Origin of the sequence: Marinomonas pontica, assembly GCF_026191375.1 — a bacterium.
GTDB lineage: Bacteria > Pseudomonadota > Gammaproteobacteria > Pseudomonadales > Marinomonadaceae > Marinomonas > Marinomonas pontica.
Genome location: NZ_JAODTL010000050.1, coordinates 70,374 through 87,718 on the forward strand (window position 1 = coordinate 70,374; position 17,345 = coordinate 87,718).

Consider the following 17,345-nt stretch of genomic DNA (forward strand, 5'->3'; position numbering starts at 1 on the left):
CCTGTCGCGTTTTTTGCATCAGAAACAAATGACTATCTAACCGCCCTATTTGCTTGGTTTTTCGTCCCAAACACTTAGGTCAATATCGTCACGAATTTCTGGGTAATCGTCTGAATTAAACACCGGTGTATGGGTCTTTAATTGAGCGAAATAGTCTTTGGTCAGTTTTACGACCAAGCCAGATAGCATCATGATGGCGATTAAGTTGATGGTTGCCATTAGACCCATTGCCGCATCCGCGGCGTTAAATACCATTGCCACGCTTTCATAAGCGCCCCATGGGATCATGGCAAGCGCCAATACACGCAAAACAAAGATACCTGGTTTATTGGCCCATTTTAGGTAAGTCAGTGCATTTTCTGCGTAGCTGTAGTTACCAATGATGGACGTGAAGGCAAAGAAGAAGATCGCGATCGCTACGAAGTAATGACCTGCGCTGCCGATGTGAGTTGTCAATGCCGTTTGCGTTAAGGCAATGCCCGTTTGACCATTACCCAAAGCGCCAGATAAAAGAATCATCAAAGCCGTTGCGGTACAAATCAGCAAGGTATCAATGAACACACCAAGAGACTGAACCATGCCCTGAGAGGCAGGGTGATGCGGGTTCGGAGTTGCCACCGCGGCAATGTTTGGCGCAGAACCCATGCCCGCTTCGTTCGAGAATAAACCGCGTTTAACACCGTTTAGCATGGCGCCTAAAACGCCACCTGCGGCTTGTTCGATACCGAAAGCGCTTTTAAAGATTAACGCGAACGCCGCTGGCACGTCAGAGATATTAGTAAAGATGACATACAGAGCGAGCAGCAAGTACAACACCGCCATGAATGGCACAACGATTTCAGCAAAACGCGCGATTTTCTTGATGCCACCAAAGATAACAACCGCCGCCAACAGCATGATCACAATGCCAGTGACATTGGTGTCGATGCCAAATGCGCCTTCCATTGCGCCTGCAATAGAGTTGGCTTGAACCGCGTTGAAAACCAGACCAAACGCTAAGATAAGCGCAAGTGAAAACACCGCACCCGCCCAAGGGGCTTTTAAACCTTTGCTGATGTAAAACGCTGGACCGCCGCGCAATTGACCATTTTGATCACGCATTTTGTAGAGCTGAGCCAAGGTGCTTTCTGCGTAGGCGGTTGCCATGCCGATGATAGCCACTACCCACATCCAAAAAATGGCCCCTGGGCCACCTAAATAGAGAGCAACCGCGACGCCGGTCATGTTGCCTGTGCCAACGCGAGACGCGAGGCTGGTGCATAAGGCTTGGAAAGGAGAGATACCGCCACGATCCGATTGTGGGGCTTTCATTACGGTGCGAATGAATTCTGGAAAACGTCGAATCTGAATGAATCCTAAGCGTAAGGTGAAATACACACCGACCGCCAACAGTCCGTAAATTAGGATATAGCCCCAGAAAATAGTGTTCAGAAAGTCTATGATTGCTGCCATGTAGGGCACTCCCGTTACTCGATAATATCGATGGTTTTATTGTTCGTGGGTTGAATTTAGAGTGCCCTTTTGGATAAAAAAGACACACTAAGAAACGCGCAGACGCTTAAAAAGGGTGCAAGAGTAGCGATTTAATGGGAAACCGCAAGAGGAAAAACTTTTTTGCGCACCTAAAAAGTGCATAAAAAGTGAATTGTGTGTCATGAAAGGGTCTTTTGGCGAACTTTTGCGATGGCGTTTTGTCGCCATCGCAAAAGCTTTTCGTTTAATTTAAGACGCGTTTGGATTAGTGGGTAAATCAAACTGGCTTGTTTGTATTGGATCCTGTTCTGCTTCTCCCCATGATTTTTCTAATGGGATAACGCCCGCCCAAACTGGCCAGTCTTTGTCTTCTGGGTCATCGATCGGTGGCTCTGCTCGGAATTTGACTGAGGCCTCTTCTATTTTTATTCGGACTAAGCCTGTCGCTTTGATTTCGGTGTCATTGACCGGTCTTAATTGCGTCCATCGACCCGGGCTGACTTTTTCTAGGAAAATCTCAAATTGGCGACGTTTCTCTTCATGGTCTTCAATCCATTCTGGTACGCCAAACAAGGTTACTGAACGATAGTTGACGGAGTGATGGAAAGCAGAACGCGCCATGACTAAACCATCGAGTTGTGAAATGTTAATGCAGACCTTTTCTGGTGCATCAATAGGCCCTTTTACATTTCGAGCTTTGGAATGGCCATGCCAATACAAGTAGTCACCATCACGCCAATGGCAAGTGGGTGTCACAAAAACTTGCCCTTCTCTGGTTTGCCCGACATGGCACATAAGCGAAGAGTCGATAATATTCAGCGCCGTTTGTTTGTCGTAGGTTGCGCGGTTGGGTCCGCGCTTTACCTGACTTAAATCGGTTTTGTTTAACCTTGTTCCATCTAATGTGGACTGTGTTGCTTCGCTCATGGTGGCTTTCCTTGTGTCTTTGTCTATGACGGTTTATAAGGTGAATGTAGAGTAGCCTGGCTTTTATAAAAAGAGCCAGAATAGAGATAAAGTAAAAGGCCAGATATGAACTATGCCGTTGCCAGTTTGCGCTTGTCTTTGGACGAGCAAGGCGCACCGTATTATCAGCAGCTCACAGAGCAAATTCAGCACGGCATTCGGTCGGGCGCGTTGTTAATTGGCGATAAGCTGCCTTCGTCGCGTTTTTTAGCCAGCGCATTAGGGGTTTCTCGTACGACGACATCGCGGGCTTATGATCAGTTAATCGCGGAAGGCATTTTAACCAGCGAAGAAAAGCGTGGTGTGTTTGTGGCCGCTTTGCCTATGCTTGGTGATCGGGCGGCGGCGCTTAAACCAACGATGCCGTCCAGTGATCAGAAAGCAATGTCAACAAGGTGGGCGTTTGATGCGGGCGTGGATGTGTCGGCTTTTCCCACTAAAGAGTGGGCAACGAGTATGCGCCGTAGTTGGTTGTCGCCGGATCTGACGGTGTTAGAAGGCGGTTATCCTACGGGTTACCCTGACTTAAAAAACGCGATTGTCGATTATTTATATCGCGTGCGTGGTTTGGAGTGCTCTGCGGAACAAATCATTGTGACGGCAGGCAGTCGCGATTCGTTGTTACTTTTGCAGCGCGCGTTTGCCATGTTGGCTGGTGAGTCTTTGGCGTGGTGGATTGAGAATCCCACCTACCCACCCATTCGTGAAGCGCTTCATAAGGGCATCGCGGGCACGTTGAACATAGATGAAGAAGGCCCTTGTCTGGTGGACAGTGAGTTGGCATCGAATGTGGCGGTTATCACGCCCAACCGACAATACCCACTGGGTGTAAGCATCAGTGCTGCGCGTCGTCAGCAATGGTTGCAAAGGTTACAGAATGCGTCGCCAAGCTGGTGGATTATAGAAGACGATTACGACAATGAGTTTGTGTATCAAGGGCGCAGCAATGTGCCTTTTATGCAGACGGCGAGCGTGCATGATGCCGCGCGGGAACGCGTTTTTTTCGTGGGAAGTTTTTCGAAGGTATTGTTCCGCGGTTTGCGACTTGGTTTTATTGTCGCACCGAACAAGCATGTTGCGGTAATAGAGAAAAGCCAGCGCGTGTTAGGGGCGTCGGCGTCTTTGCCAATACAACCTGCGGTCGCGGATTTCATGCTCCAAGGACATTTTGATCGTCATGTGAATCGAATGCGTCGTCATTATCGACTGAAACGAGATGCGTTGCTTGTTTTACTCGACCGGCATTTATCTCCTTGGTTTGAATGGAAAAAGCCTCGCGGTGGCATGCATATTTTGTTGATGATAAAAGCCGATGTGTTGTCCGCCATATCGACGGAGCAAGCCATTGATCAACACATCGCTGAGGATTTGGTAAATCGACAAATAGTGCTGTCGCCCTTATCGCTGCATTTTTCGGCCCTGTCGCAAGACGAGCGCGGTTTTGGTTTTTTGTTGGGGTTCAGTGGGCCAACTGAAACGACAATGGCGCAAATTGTTGTCGCATTAGAGCAGTGGTGTAAGGAAAACATGAGTTACAATAAGACGTACAAATTGTAAGGAATTTGTATTGTAAGAGTGCTAGTCTTGCGGTCTCCGGCACAAATTAGTCAAATTTCCATAAGACAAGAATGTGAATTTTTCTAAAAAGACGGTGAAGCAAATAGGAACAAAGGCTAAACTACGCTTTGTATGGCTGTATAAATTTTGCTATATTTCGCACACGTAAATTCGTGTGAAGCGAGTAACAGCGGCAACTTCACTTTGGTTTTTTGTAACTTGGATGGATAAATTGAACGCATTTCAACGTATTCTACTTGTATCATTGCATGATATATCCAACGTTTTGGCGGCTTCTTTACGCCCATTGTCTGTTGTTTTTGCTGTGTTTCTGTTTGCCCTTACGGCGTTCTCTCTTTTAGTTATGGGTGGCTTCGAAGCCATCGTAACCGACCCTATTTTTAATGCGGGGCTTGTTGCTAGCCTTGTATTTATGCCCCTGTTATTGGTTAGTTATTGGTCCGTTATGGCCAATAACAACCCTGCTCGCCAGATATTGGCCTTCTCTTTAATTCGTGTGATTGCGCCTAACGAGCAATCACGTTGTGTCGAGGCACGACGCACGATGAGATGTGGAGCTCCCTTTTTCAGATTTAGGTGATCCAAGAAAATTATTACTGCGTTAATACTCTTAACTCGGTAATGGTTTTTGTGCTGTTTACAGTGTGGTGATCTTTACTGAAATACCCGGCATTGGCCGGATTTTCGTTCTGTTGCTTGATTTTCAGGTGGCAGTTTTGTGAACCTCGGGGTTAGAGGATGATTCTCTTGTTAACTCGTATCCTTAGTAAAGTCGCTTTGGCGCTAATGGTGGGCTTGCTCGCCGGTTGTCAGGGTGGTGTGCTCGATCCTAAAGGGCAAGTTGGTATTGAAGAGAAGCAACTAATTATTGTTGCGACTTTGTTGATGCTTCTTGTGGTAATTCCTGTCATCTTCATGACACTGTATTTCGCTTGGAAATACCGTGAAGGTCGTGACGAGATTTACGAACCAAAATGGTCCCACTCCACAAAAATTGAAACTATTGTTTGGGCAATCCCTGTTGTCATCGTCATCGTTCTTGGCGTGATCACTTGGAAGTCGACTCATGCACTGGATCCATATAAGCCGTTAGAGTCGGATAAAGAACATATCAATGTTCAGGTCATTTCGATGAACTGGAAGTGGTTGTTTGTCTATCCTGATCTAGGTATTGCTACGGTGAACGAGCTGAGATTCCCTGCAAACGTTCCTGTTGCTTTCCAAATTTCATCTGAAGGCACGATGAACTCGTTCTTCATTCCTCAATTGGGTAGCCAGATTTACTCAATGGCAGGCATGGTGACTAAGCTTCATTTGATTGCAAATGAGCCTGGCTCATTTGACGGTATGTCCGCAAACTACAGCGGCGCCGGCTTCTCTGGGATGAAGTTCAAAGCTATCGCAACACCGACAGAAGCAGACTTTGATGCTTGGGTTGAAGGTGTTAAGGCTGGAACTCATAACGTCATCAACAATGGCGTATTGGATCAAGCATCCTATGAGAAACTTGCTGAGCATGATATAGACGCGCATCACGTTGAGCCAACACCAGTTCAATATTACAACTCAATTGCATCAAGTATTTTTATGGACAACGTTATGAAGTTCATGAAAGACCACGGCAAAGTTGAGTTGCTAAAAGGCACAGCATTTGATTCTGAAATGATTCACGATAATTCAGCTCATGGCGAAATGAATCATGGTGAAATGAATCATGGCGAGTCTCAACACTCATCGCATGATATGCATACGGAGGCTGAAAAAATAATGTCTGCACTCTTAGGCAAACTATCGTGGGACGCTCTTCCGTACGACCCAATCGTTATCGGCACATTATGTGTCGTTGCGGTTGGTGCGTTGGTGCTTGCTTTCCTACTTATTAAGCACAAATTGCTTGGCGTACTCTGGAATGATTGGTTGACATCAGTTGACCATAAAAAACTGGGTATTATGTACATAGTTCTAGCATTCGTGATGCTTATCCGTGGTTTCGCGGATGCCATTATGATGCGTTTGCAGCTTGCGCTTGCTACGAACGGTGATCCAGGCTATTTACCTCCAAGTCACTATGACCAAATCTTTACGGCTCACGGTGTGATCATGATCATCTTTATGGCGATGCCATTTATGATTGGTCTAATGAACATTGTTGTGCCGTTACAGATTGGTGCGCGTGACGTTGCGTTCCCATTCTTAAACAACCTTAGCTTCTGGCTGGCAGTTTCTGGTGCGGTATTGGTTAATATCTCATTGGGTCTTGGGGAATTCGCTAAGACTGGTTGGGTAGCTTATCCACCTCTTGCTGGCTTGGAATACAGTCCAGGAGTTGGGGTCGACTATTACATATGGGCTCTGCAGATATCTGGTATTGGTACGACGTTAACCGCTGTTAACTTCTTAGCAACTGTTTTCAAAATGCGTACACCTGGCATGAAATTGATGGATATGCCGATCTTCACTTGGACCTGTACTTGGGCCAATATCTTGATCGCAGCATCCTTCCCAATTTTGACTGCTGTACTCGCAATGTTGACACTTGACCGTTACTTAGACTTCCACTTCTTCACGAATGATGGCGGCGGTAACTCAATGATGTATATCAACTTGTTCTGGGCATGGGGTCACCCTGAGGTGTACATCCTTGTACTTCCAGCATTTGGTATCTTCTCTGAGATCGTTTCTACCTTTACAGGTAAGCGTTTGTTCGGCTACAAGTCAATGGTTTGGGCGACAGCATCGATTTCCATTCTTGGTTTCATCGTATGGCTTCACCATTTCTTTACCATGGGTTCCAGTGCCAACGTTAATGCCTTCTTTGGTATCATGACGATGATCATTGCCGTACCGACAGGTGTGAAACTATTTAACTGGTTGTTCACTATGTACCGTGGTCGCCTTCGTGTGACTGTGCCAGTACTATGGACGCTTGGTTTCATGGTGACGTTTACTGTTGGTGGTATGACAGGTGTACTACTTGCTGTACCTGGTGCTGACTATGTATTGCATAACAGCTTGTTCTTGATCGCTCACTTCCATAACACCATCATTGGTGGTGCGGTATTTGGCTATCTAGCAGGTTTTGCTTTCTGGTTCCCTAAAGCAATGGGCTTCCACCTAAATGTTAAATTGGGTAAAGCGGCTTTCTGGTGCTGGTTGGTCGGCTTCTTCTTAGCCTTTATGCCTCTTTACGTATTGGGCTTCTTGGGTATGACTCGTCGTCTTAACCACACGGATAACCCAGACTGGAATATCTGGCTATACATAGCGGTTGTTGGTGCTTTTGTTATCCTTGCAGGTATCATCTGTCAGTTCCTACAATTGTACGTCAGCTTCCGCGATCGTAAGCAAAACATGGATACGACTGGTGATCCATGGAATGGTCATACGCTTGAATGGTCTACGGCTTCTCCACCGCAGTATTACAACTTCGCTGAGCTGCCTGTTGTTTCTGATATCGATGCGTTTACCGATATGAAAGAAAAAGGTACAGCTTATGTTCGTAAAGAAAGCTATGCACCTATTCATATGCCTAAGAATACTAAGGCAGGGATAATCATCGGCGGACTTATTACGGCATTTGGTTTTGCTATGATATGGCATATTTGGTGGTTGGCAATTGTCGGCTTAGCAGGTGCTATCGTGACCTTTATCGCTCGCGCTTATACTTCAGATGTTGATTACTATGTTCAGCCTGATGAAGTCGCTCGCATAGAGAACGAGCATCTAGATAACGTGGCTAAGGGGTAATCATGAGCACTACACATATGAATACGCACGACGCTCACGAAGCTGGTGCACACCACGACGAGCACCATGATACTGGTGGAAATACCGTATTTGGGTTCTGGATTTACCTAATGACGGACTGTTTGTTATTTGCATCCGTTTTCGCTACCTACGCTGTGCTCTTTATGAACACAGCGGGTGGTGTGTCTGGTAAAGATATTTTTGAGTTAGACTTTGTGTTGGCTGAAACCGCAGCGTTACTTGTTTCAAGTATCACTTATGGTTTTGCAATGATTTGCGCGCACAGTAAAAACAAAAAAGGCACCCTATCTTGGTTGGCTGTAACGTTTTTATTGGGTGCTATATTCATTGCGATGGAAATCTATGAATTCCATCACCTAATTGTCAATGGTCACGGTCCACAAGCTAGTGCGTTCTTGTCTGCCTTCTTTACCCTTGTTGGTACTCACGGCTTACACGTAACAGCGGGTCTTATCTGGATGTTTATCATGATTGTTGAAGTCATGAAAACAGGCCTGACTGGACGAGCAGTAACTCGCTTGAGCTGCTTAAGCTTGTTCTGGCACTTCTTGGATGTTGTTTGGATTTGTGTATTCACCGTTGTTTATCTGATGGGGGCGATCTAATGAGCGATCATTCTTCTGAAGCGCATTCACACGGTAGCGTGAAGTCATACCTAACAGGGTTTATCTGGTCTGTTATTCTGACTGGTATTCCATTTTGGATGGTCATGACGGAAGCGTTCGATAAAGGTCCAACTTACATCACAATCGTTGTATTGGCTGTTATTCAGATCTTTGTTCACTTGAAGTACTTCCTTCATTTGGACTTCTCTGAACAAGGTAAGTTGGACACATATTCATTCATCTTTTCTGCTGTGATTATTGTGATGGTTGTCGCGTTGTCCGTATGGATTATCTACGCTTCCAACGCAATGATGATGTAAGCAGAGTTATTTGATGATTATGCGGACTTCTTTCATTATAAATAATGAGTGTCCGATGGGAGCCTATAGCGATGTTTAAGCGTTATCTTCAGGTAACAAAGCCTGGCATCATTATGGGCAACCTCATCTCTGTTGCGGGGGGCTTCTTTTTAGCCTCCCGTGGCGAGATTGACTGGATTCTTATGCTGGCGACAGTCGTTGGCTTGTCGTTGGTGGTTGCTTCTGGCTGTGCCATTAACAACTATGTTGATAGAGATATTGATGCAAAAATGCAGCGCACACGTAACCGCGTGACGGTTAATGGAGAAATGTCCGGCAAAGCCGCTTTCTTTCATGGTGTTGTATTAGGCGTAATTGGTTTTGCTCTACTGTCGTATTTCACGAACTGGGTTGCTGTGGCTTTTGCCGCCTTCGGTTATGTGGTCTACGTTGGTTTGTATACATTACACTTCAAGCGCAAATCGGTTTACGGCACGTTTGTAGGCAGCTTGTCGGGTGCGGTTCCTCCTGTTGTGGGGTATTGTGCTGCTGCAGGCCAGTTTGATGCTGGTGCTGCAATCTTGCTGACAATGTTTTGTATTTGGCAAATGCCACATTCGTACGCGATTGCCATCTTTCGCTACAAAGATTACGAAGCGGCAGGGATTCCTGTTTTGCCAGTGTCACAAGGTATCGCAAAAGCAAAACGCCATATTATTCTTCACATCGCCGCTTTTGCAGTGGTGGCAGCGCTTTTACCGCTGACCGGATATGTGGGAATTGGTTTTATGGTGGTTGCATTAGCTACCAGCCTTTGGTGGTTAGCAATGGCATTGCGCGGTTACCGTCCGGGTATTGATCTGAATGGATGGGCACGACAAGTGTTCTTCTTTTCTATTATCACTGTTACGGCATTAAGTGTGACCATGGCGTTGGATTTTAATGATGTCTCACCAAATTTAGTGGTGTTTAGCGCACATTAATTCATGCTTTACAAAACGGGCTTTTAGCCCGTTTTTTATTTCCTTCCTCTGTAACTTTCTATTTTCCTCATTATTGGTTATTTTGAAGCCTACTCATTGAGACTGATATTTAAAATATTCCCTGCATTGTGAGGAATACGTTTTGGATCTGCTTCTACAATCAAAAAGGACGATGTGAATGAAAGCGCTTTTCACCTACATAGCACCCACGTTGGCACTGTTATTATTAGGCAGCAACTCGGTTTATGCTGTTAATTGCCAAACGTTAGTCACAAAAGCGCCTCAGAACGTAGAAATTAAAACCACCATGATGGGCAGAGACAAGGATGTAAGAAGTCCATATTGTTTGGTGTCGGGCGTTATGTCACAGCGAATGGGAGTGGGGAGCAAGTTCTATTCGATCCAGTTTGAACTGCGTCTGCCCAACTTTTGGCAAGGCCGTTTTGCTTATCAATTTAATGGCGGCAACGATGGCGAAGTCAAACCCGCATTGGGCGCGGTAACTGGGCTAACGGGTCCTCAATATGCCATTAACCAAGGTTTTGCCGTGGTGTCTAGCAATGGTGGTCATGATGCGTTAGCTAACTCAGAAGCAGGGCTTGCGAGTCCTGTGATGTTTGGCCATGATCCAGAAGCCCGCCGTGATTATGGCTACAGTGCTGTGGAAAAGTTAAATCCGGTCGCTCGTATGTTGGTTGAAAGCTACTACGAATCCCCAATCAAACATTCCTACGGTCTTGGTCAGTCGAATGGTGGCCGCATGGCCATGGTTGCCGCGACTCGTTTCCCTACCATGTTTGACGGTTTGCTGGTTGGTTACCCAGGCTTCAATTTACCGAAAGCCGCGTTGCAACATGCGTGGGACGTTCAAGCCTTACATCGCGTCAATGACGACATTAGCCAAGCGTTGAGTCAACGAGACTTAGACTTCTTTTCGAATAAAATGCTTGAGCAATGCGACACCTTAGATGGTATCAGTGATGACATGATCTTTGCGGCCGATGCGTGCCAAAAAGTATTCGAGCCTAAGGCATTGGTGTGCAAAAGTGACTTCGACCGCGACTGTTTACCGCTGAATAAAATTGGGGCGCTCATGCGAATGCACATGGGACCTCATAACTCGAAGAACCAAGCCTTGTACACCAGTTGGCCTTATGACGCTGGCATTCGATCTCAGAACTGGCGCATGTGGAAAATAGAAAGCCCTATTTCAGCATGGAGCAATAAGCCGGTCAGCGTGGTGATGGGCGGCGCTTCGCTGGCGCACATTTTTACCACACCCTATACCAATGTGTCTGGTGATGTTTACGCATTAGAGAATTACTTACTCAAGTTTGACTTCAATAAAGACGCCCCGAAAATTTACGCCACGAATAGCCAATTCAAAGAGTCTGCCATGTCGATAATGACGCCGCCAGACGCCGCTAAGCCGAGGTTAACTCAGTTCAAACAACATGGCGGGAAAATGATCATTTTTCACGGTAACAGCGATCCCGTGTTCTCAGTGCAAGACACCATGCGCTGGTATGATTTTTTAGACTTTATGCTGGAAGGGCGTGCGCCTGAATTTGTGAGATTGTATCGTGTGCCAGGTATGCCACATGGTCAAGGCGGCCCATCTGCGGATCAGTTTGACACCTTGCAGCCATTAATAGCATGGGTAGAGCATCGTACCGCTCCTCAGAGTATTGTGGCGGCGACACGCACTGAGAATCCAGACATAACGGCACGAATGGCCGGTTTAACTCGTCCGCTTTGTCCTTATCCTTCCTATGCGAAATATCGTCAGGGGAGTTTGCAAAAGGCGAGTTCATTTCAATGCGTGATCAGCAAATAATTGGACTACGTCTCAGCGCCCGCCACCCACGTCGATAAAGCCACCCGTGGTGTAGCTGGATTTATCGCTGAGTAACCAGAGTATTGCCTCGGCCACTTCTTCGGGTTTGCCGCCGCGCTGTAACGGCAGATTCGGGCCTATGCGATCAACGCGTCTCGCTTCGCCACCGTCAGCGTGCATATCGGTATAAATTAAACCGGGTCGGACAACATTAACGCGAATGCCGTCACCGGCCACCTCTAGTGCAAACCCCTTGGAAAAAGAGTCTATGGCGCCTTTGGTGGCGGCGTAATCCACATATTCATTGGGAGAGCCGTATACAGAAGCAAGAGAAGACACATTCACGATGGCGCCGCCTTGACCGCCACAACGGATCGCCATGTCTTGAAAGGCTTCCTGACAGCATTGCATGGTACCAAAAACATTGGTTTGAAAGAGTCGTTGCCAGCGTTCTGGCTTGGTGTCCACAAAACGTGTTTGCAGGTCGAGCACGCCAGCGCTGTTGACTAATGCCGCAATGGGCCCCCAGTTGCGCCGAATCGTGGCAAACAATTCCGCCACTTGCTTCGTGTCGCTTATGTCCGCTTGGATACAGTGGGCAGAACCGCCAGAAGCAATAATGTCATTGACCACACCCTCCGCCGACGTTGTGTCTCGTCGATAATTGACGACCACCGTATAGCCCTGCTTCGCCGCCAATTTTGCGGTTGCTGCCCCGATGCCTCTGCTAGCGCCTGTGATTAATAAAATGGGTTGTTTCATGCTGCTTTCCACTCTTTTTTCTTTAACGATACCCCGCCATCAATGGAAAGGCTATGGGGAATTCATGGTCACAGATTATGGAGATATTGGTTTTTTATTACGCTGATTAAGGATGTATATGTCACATTGCGTGACCTGGATTGAATATGATAAGCAAAGTATATAATAATTATAGGGTATTAATTTTGGTGATATGCATGAAAGCACAAAACATAAGTTTTCTTCTGACAGACATTAAGCGACTGATGCGTCGGGAATTTTTGAAGAGTGATTTGACGATGACGCCCATGCAAGCGCGAGCGTTGGTTTGCGTTTCTCGCGGTGAAGGTATTCGTCAGGTTGCGTTGGCAGAAATGCTCGAAATTCAACCGATTACATTGGCGCGTTTGATTGATCAACTGGCAGCGGATGGTTTGGTGGAGCGTCGTGCAGACCCTCAAGACCGTCGTGCTTATGGTTTGTATTTAACAGAAGAAGCGGGTCCGTGCTTGAAGGAAATTGACACTGAAATAGAGCGTGTTCGCGAAAAAGCCTTTCAGGGCTTAACAGAAGCGCAAATAAAAGCGGCGGTCGACGCATTAACGATTATGCACACTAATTTATCAACTGATTCGTCAATATAGAATGTATCCGGAGAGTCTCCAGTTATGAGTGAACAAGAAACAGCCCCATCATTACCAAAGCATGTGGAAAAACGCACAACGCGTCGTGTTTTGCTGGTGGCATTGCCATTGGCGGTGTTAGTCGCATCAGCCTATGTGTACATGAAAGGTGGACGTTATGTAGAAACCGATAATGCCTACATTCAGTCAGACATGACAACCATCAACGCAGAAGTATCGGGTTCTATTTCGTCTATAGCGGTGAAAGAAAACCAAAAAGTGGAAAAAGGGCAGCTATTGTTTAGTATCGATTCCACTTCCTTCAAAGTAGCGGAAGCCAAGGCAAAAGCACAGCTTCAACAAGTTCGACTGGATCTTTTAGAGCAAAAAGCCGCGTACGAAGAGAAAAAAGCAGAAATTCAATTGGCTGAAAAACAATACGCATTTAATCAGCGCGAAGAAAAGCGTCAAGCAAATTTGTTAAAGCAAAAATTCATTTCTGATACGCAATTCGACCAAGCCCAACAAGCGTCTGAAGTGAGTGGGTTAAATGTGGCCACGTTGAAGAAAGACTTGTTTCGTCTAAAAGAGGCCTTGGGCGGTGATCCGAGTGCACCATTAGAAGATCACCCAAGTTATCAATCCGCACAAGCCGCATTGGATCAGGCACGAATCAACTTGTCCCACATTGATGTCAGAGCGCCAGCTTCTGGCGTGGTCGCAAAAGTGCCTAATAATGGTGAGTATGTGACAACAGGGTCAACCAGCATGGTGTTGGTTTCGGATGAAAAACATTGGATAGAAGCCAACTTCACCGAAAAAGACTTAGCAAACGTAAAAGCAGGACAAGAGGTGGATGTGGAAGTGGATGCTTACCCAGGTGTGATGTTATCTGGGAAAGTAGAAAGCATCAGCCCTGCAACGGGTGCGACGTTCTCGGTGATTCCTGCGGAAAATGCGACCGGAAATTGGGTGAAAATCGCGCAACGACTCACTGTGAAAATTGCGGTCGATGAGAGCCAAACAACGCCTATCTTGCGTACAGGTTTCAGCACGAATGTCACAATAGACACAGAACACCATAGACGTCTATTTGGCGTGGCTTTGTGAGGCGATAGTTATGGCGGTGACGCAAAGCGTACAACCGAAGAGCGCGAGTACCAATCGCATTATGATCACGATATCAGTGATGCTAGCGACCATCATGCAAGCACTCGACACGACCATTGCAAACGTAGCATTGCCTCACATGAGAGGGGCGATGGGTACCACTCAGGATCAAATCTCTTGGGTACTGACGTCTTACATTGTGGCGGCTGCGATTTGTATGCCATTGACTGGGATATTGTCTGCAAAGGTCGGCCGTAAACGTGTATTTATGTGGTCGGTGGTGGGCTTTACTGTGTCGTCTATTTTGTGTGGTGCAGCGCAATCTTTGGATCAAATTGTTTTCTTCCGATTGCTGCAAGGGGTATTTGGCGCGAGCTTGGTGCCGTTGTCTCAATCAGTATTACTTGATACTTATCCTAAAGAAAAACACGGCTCTGCCATGGCAATGTGGGGTGTTGGTGTGATGGTTGGGCCAATTTTAGGGCCTTATCTCGGCGGTTTGTTGACAGAATATTATAGCTGGCGCTGGGTGTTCTATATCAACGTGCCGTTCGGCATCATTGCGTGGTTAGGTCTAGCGGGCTTTTTAGAAGAGTCGAAACTAGATAAGAAGCGCAGCTTTGATTTATACGGCTTTGTGTTGTTGGGCATTGCCATTGGCAGTTTGCAAATGATGTTGGATCGAGGGGAATCTCAAAGCTGGTTTGAAAGTTTAGAAGTGATCATCGAAGGCATGTTGGCTTTTGTCTGTGGTTACATGTTTTTGGTGCATATTTTTACCCATGATCATCCCTTTATTGATCCTAATATGTTCCGCGATCGCAACTTCAGTGTCGGCATGGTGTTCATTTTTATCGTCGGGATTATTCTGTTGTCCTCCATGGCGTTATTGCCGCCCTTCATGAGTTCGTTAATGGGGTATCCGGTGGTCGACATTGGCGCCATTCTCGCACCTAGGGGCTTTGGTACCATGGGAGCAATGATCATTGTTGGCCGCTTGGCAAATAAAGTCGATGCGCGTTACTTCATCACATTGGGTTTGGTGCTTATTACGGTCTCTATGTGGGAAATGACGTTATTTACGACCGAGGTGACCGCGTGGGACATTATTCGTACCGGTATGGTTCAAGGTGTGGGGTTGGGCTTTATTTTCGTACCATTGTCGACAATCAGCTTCGCAACGCTGGATCCGAAATACCGCAACGAAGGCACGTCTATGTTTAGCCTTTTAAGAAACATCGGCAGCAGTATTGGGATTTCGGTGGTGACCACGTATTTGGCGCAGCGTGCTCAAATCAATCATGCGGCGTTTGCTGACTACATCAACCCATTTAACTTGGGCTTACAACTCTCCCAAGAACACGGTGTGTACAACACGACAACCACGGCGGGGTTGGCGGCGTTGAATCAAGTGGTAACAGGCCAAGCGACGACCTTGGCGTATCTGCAAGATTTTCGCTTGATGATGTGGGTGACGATTGTGGCCATACCCTTGGTCTTTTTGTTGAAAAGCCCTGCGAAAAAAGCGCGCTGATTTTTCAGCGCGCTTTTGTGTTTTAGAAGCGTGTTTATCGATCAATTCCTTCATTCGCTAGTACTGTCTAGAGCCACACGTTATCATGCGTGACATCCTTATCGATTTCTTTGTTTTCGGTGTTATGGGTTTTCTTTGGAGGCGGCATGAGTGTATTAGATCGACATTTCATATTAGGTTATGGCAGCTTAATCAACGGCGAAAGCCGCGCGAAAACGGGTGAAACAGGCCATGTTTGGCCAGTTAAATTACACGGTTTTGAACGTCATTGGTCAGTGATGTCAGTGGATTATGGAATGAGTTCTGTGGCCGTGGTTCATGCTCCAGATAAAGCCTGCAATGGCGTGTTAGTCGAAGTTCCTTTTGATCAGTTTGCGTTGTTTGATGAGCGAGAAAAAGGTTATCAGCGTGCCAAAATCAACGCTGAACAGCTGACCGCTTACCAAGATGACCCCTTACCGACAGGCACGTATTGGGTGTACCACACGGACGATGTGGTTGAACCGCACCACGATTGCCCGATTGCACTGAGTTACTTGGATGTTATCTTGTCTGGTTGCTTGGAACATGGCGATGCGTTTGCACAAGACTTTCTGGTCTTGACCAAGGGGTGGTCATCGCCTTTACTCAATGATCGACAAGCGCCCCGATACCCAAGGGTTCAACCCGATCTTTCGACGGCGCGTTTGAATACATTACTCGCGCCTGTCACCACACTTTCTATTAAAGAGCTATCTGTAACTTATGAATCTTAACTCGACGAGCCAACTACTGGCACGCAACGAAGAGGAACTGGTTGGCAATATCTTATTTGCGAACCCTGAAGACACCTACCCACTTGACCTCAGCAGAAAAGCGACAGTGTCGGCATGGTGCCAATCTAAAACGAATTATGACGCCTTGTTGCGAGTCGGTTTTGCCGATGACAAACTTTTCTTGTCTGAACAATGGTCGTTGGAGAATGGACAAGAGTTTGATCATGTGGTGATTTATCAGCCCAAAGCCAAAGAGCTGTTGGATTACCTGCTTGCTGCCGTTTTGCCTGTGCTTAAAGATGGTGGTCAAGTCTGGCTGGTGGGCGACAACAAAAGCGGCGTGAAATCGTCGATGAAACGCCTAGAATCTGGATTAGACGAAGTGGGTAAGGTCGATGGTGCTAAACACTGCTTGCTTTACACTGGCTACAAGCGCCGCCCAGCCAAGCCGTTTGTGTTTGAAGACTGGATCGTCACATGGAAACAAGACGTGGCAGGACAAAGCCTGACATTGTGTAGTCTTCCTGGTGTATTTGGTCACGGTAAACTCGACAAAGGCACTGATATTCTGCTCAATCAATTGAATCAACACCGTTTTATGAGCGATGTGGCCAGCGCCCGACTGCTCGACTTTGGGTGTGGTGACGGCATTATCGCCCTTTGGTTACACAATAAAACCGGTGCCAAGATCACCGCATTGGACGACAGCGTGTTAGCGCTGAAAGCCACAGAACTGACCTTCGCAGCGAACCAAGTGAGCGACGCCGTTACGGTGTTAGCGTCCAACGGTTTGTCCGAAGTAAAAGGTCGCTTTAACTATGTTGTTACCAACCCGCCGTTTCATACCGGTGTGAACACGGACTACAGCATAGCGGAAAGCTTCTTTATGACCGTGAAGCAGCACCTTACCTTGAACGGTGAATTGTTTGTGGTGGCCAACGATTTTTTGCGTTATCCACCAATATTAGACGCGGCATTGGGCACACACACCCGTTTGTACCGTGACAAAGGCTTTGCGATTTATCACGGTCGCCAACCAAAGAAAAAATAACCGCGTCACTCTCCAATACTAG

Annotated in this window: 14 protein-coding genes and 1 pseudogene; 12 read left to right on the top strand and 3 right to left on the bottom strand. The window is 46.7% G+C overall.

Annotated features, from left to right (window positions below):
• Nucleotides 1-45: 45 nt before the first annotated feature.
• Together N5P32_RS13900 and N5P32_RS13905 are read right to left on the bottom strand one after the other, a co-directional pair.
• Complete coding sequence (locus N5P32_RS13900; RefSeq protein ID WP_265729629.1) at nt 46-1,452, bottom strand: alanine/glycine:cation symporter family protein; 1,407 nt, start codon at nt 1,450-1,452, stop codon at nt 46-48.
• 270 nt (nt 1,453-1,722) lie between these two features.
• Nucleotides 1,723-2,400 (bottom strand): pyridoxamine 5'-phosphate oxidase family protein, encoded by a 678-nt coding sequence (locus N5P32_RS13905; RefSeq protein ID WP_265729630.1) that lies wholly within the window; start codon nt 2,398-2,400, stop codon nt 1,723-1,725.
• Between the two features lie 105 nt (nt 2,401-2,505).
• Between N5P32_RS13905 and pdxR the strand changes: the two genes are divergently transcribed.
• The 7 genes and pseudogenes from pdxR (at nt 2,506) to N5P32_RS13940 (ending at nt 11,509) form a co-directional block, all read left to right on the top strand.
• The gene (gene pdxR / locus N5P32_RS13910) at nt 2,506-3,996 is read left to right on the top strand and encodes a MocR-like pyridoxine biosynthesis transcription factor PdxR (RefSeq protein WP_265729631.1); all 1,491 of its coding nucleotides are present in this window, start codon (nt 2,506-2,508) and stop codon (nt 3,994-3,996) included.
• A gap of 807 nt (nt 3,997-4,803) precedes the next feature.
• A pseudogene (gene cyoA, locus N5P32_RS13915) lies at nt 4,804-5,454 on the top strand (ubiquinol oxidase subunit II); the annotation flags it as partial.
• A gap of 330 nt (nt 5,455-5,784) precedes the next feature.
• Nucleotides 5,785-7,764: a cytochrome o ubiquinol oxidase subunit I gene (gene cyoB / locus N5P32_RS13920; RefSeq protein ID WP_265729671.1), complete on the top strand. Its 1,980-nt coding sequence runs from the start codon at nt 5,785-5,787 to the stop codon at nt 7,762-7,764.
• A 2-nt stretch (nt 7,765-7,766) separates the two neighbouring features.
• Entirely contained in the window at nt 7,767-8,390 is a 624-nt protein-coding gene (gene cyoC / locus N5P32_RS13925; RefSeq protein WP_265729632.1) for a cytochrome o ubiquinol oxidase subunit III, read from the top strand.
• A complete protein-coding gene (cyoD, locus tag N5P32_RS13930; protein WP_265729633.1) occupies nt 8,390-8,710 on the top strand; it encodes a cytochrome o ubiquinol oxidase subunit IV in 321 nt (106 codons plus the stop codon). The genes cyoC and cyoD overlap by 1 nt, the downstream gene beginning before the upstream one ends.
• 71 nt (nt 8,711-8,781) lie before the next feature.
• Entirely contained in the window at nt 8,782-9,672 is an 891-nt protein-coding gene (gene cyoE / locus N5P32_RS13935; RefSeq protein ID WP_265729634.1) for a heme o synthase, read from the top strand.
• Nucleotides 9,673-9,850: 178 nt separating this feature from the next.
• Nucleotides 9,851-11,509, top strand: a complete 1,659-nt coding sequence (locus N5P32_RS13940; protein WP_265729635.1) for a tannase/feruloyl esterase family alpha/beta hydrolase — start codon at nt 9,851-9,853, stop codon at nt 11,507-11,509.
• 12 nt (nt 11,510-11,521) lie between these two features.
• Here N5P32_RS13940 and N5P32_RS13945 read toward each other — a convergent pair whose 3' ends face one another.
• Nucleotides 11,522-12,271 carry an SDR family oxidoreductase gene (locus N5P32_RS13945; protein WP_265729636.1) on the bottom strand — a complete coding sequence of 250 codons (750 nt, stop codon included), beginning with the start codon at nt 12,269-12,271 and terminating at the stop codon, nt 11,522-11,524.
• A gap of 197 nt (nt 12,272-12,468) precedes the next feature.
• On the opposite strand from N5P32_RS13945, the gene N5P32_RS13950 reads away from it, so the two are divergent.
• The 5 genes from N5P32_RS13950 (at nt 12,469) to N5P32_RS13970 (ending at nt 17,323) form a co-directional block, all read left to right on the top strand.
• Nucleotides 12,469-12,894 carry a MarR family winged helix-turn-helix transcriptional regulator gene (locus tag N5P32_RS13950; RefSeq protein ID WP_265729637.1) on the top strand — a complete coding sequence of 142 codons (426 nt, stop codon included), beginning with the start codon at nt 12,469-12,471 and terminating at the stop codon, nt 12,892-12,894.
• Nucleotides 12,895-12,918: 24 nt separating this feature from the next.
• Nucleotides 12,919-13,983, top strand: coding sequence for an HlyD family secretion protein (locus N5P32_RS13955; RefSeq protein ID WP_265729638.1), 1,065 nt, complete (start codon nt 12,919-12,921; stop codon nt 13,981-13,983).
• Nucleotides 13,984-13,993: 10 nt separating this feature from the next.
• Nucleotides 13,994-15,517 carry a DHA2 family efflux MFS transporter permease subunit gene (locus tag N5P32_RS13960; RefSeq protein WP_265729639.1) on the top strand — a complete coding sequence of 508 codons (1,524 nt, stop codon included), beginning with the start codon at nt 13,994-13,996 and terminating at the stop codon, nt 15,515-15,517.
• Between the two features lie 146 nt (nt 15,518-15,663).
• Nucleotides 15,664-16,272 carry a gamma-glutamylcyclotransferase family protein gene (locus N5P32_RS13965; protein ID WP_265729640.1) on the top strand — a complete coding sequence of 203 codons (609 nt, stop codon included), beginning with the start codon at nt 15,664-15,666 and terminating at the stop codon, nt 16,270-16,272.
• Nucleotides 16,262-17,323, top strand: a complete 1,062-nt coding sequence (locus N5P32_RS13970) for a class I SAM-dependent methyltransferase (protein ID WP_265729641.1) — start codon at nt 16,262-16,264, stop codon at nt 17,321-17,323. The genes N5P32_RS13965 and N5P32_RS13970 overlap by 11 nt, the downstream gene beginning before the upstream one ends.
• The last annotated feature ends 22 nt before the right edge of the window (nt 17,324-17,345 follow it).

Bases quoted from the DNA above. Each gene is read 5' to 3' on its own strand.
- N5P32_RS13970 (WP_265729641.1), top strand. From the start codon at position 16,262: ATGAATCTTAACTCGACGAGCCAACTACTGGCACGCAACGAAGAGGAA.
- cyoD (WP_265729633.1), top strand. From the start codon at position 8,390: ATGAGCGATCATTCTTCTGAAGCGCATTCACACGGTAGCGTGAAGTCA.
- cyoE (WP_265729634.1), top strand. From the start codon at position 8,782: ATGTTTAAGCGTTATCTTCAGGTAACAAAGCCTGGCATCATTATGGGC.
- pdxR (WP_265729631.1), top strand. From the start codon at position 2,506: ATGAACTATGCCGTTGCCAGTTTGCGCTTGTCTTTGGACGAGCAAGGC.
- N5P32_RS13965 (WP_265729640.1), top strand. From the start codon at position 15,664: ATGAGTGTATTAGATCGACATTTCATATTAGGTTATGGCAGCTTAATC.
- cyoC (WP_265729632.1), top strand. From the start codon at position 7,767: ATGAGCACTACACATATGAATACGCACGACGCTCACGAAGCTGGTGCA.
- N5P32_RS13940 (WP_265729635.1), top strand. From the start codon at position 9,851: ATGAAAGCGCTTTTCACCTACATAGCACCCACGTTGGCACTGTTATTA.
- N5P32_RS13950 (WP_265729637.1), top strand. From the start codon at position 12,469: ATGAAAGCACAAAACATAAGTTTTCTTCTGACAGACATTAAGCGACTG.
- N5P32_RS13960 (WP_265729639.1), top strand. From the start codon at position 13,994: ATGGCGGTGACGCAAAGCGTACAACCGAAGAGCGCGAGTACCAATCGC.
- N5P32_RS13900 (WP_265729629.1), bottom strand. From the start codon at position 1,452: ATGGCAGCAATCATAGACTTTCTGAACACTATTTTCTGGGGCTATATC.
- N5P32_RS13945 (WP_265729636.1), bottom strand. From the start codon at position 12,271: ATGAAACAACCCATTTTATTAATCACAGGCGCTAGCAGAGGCATCGGG.
- cyoB (WP_265729671.1), top strand. From the start codon at position 5,785: ATGTCTGCACTCTTAGGCAAACTATCGTGGGACGCTCTTCCGTACGAC.
- N5P32_RS13905 (WP_265729630.1), bottom strand. From the start codon at position 2,400: ATGAGCGAAGCAACACAGTCCACATTAGATGGAACAAGGTTAAACAAA.
- N5P32_RS13955 (WP_265729638.1), top strand. From the start codon at position 12,919: ATGAGTGAACAAGAAACAGCCCCATCATTACCAAAGCATGTGGAAAAA.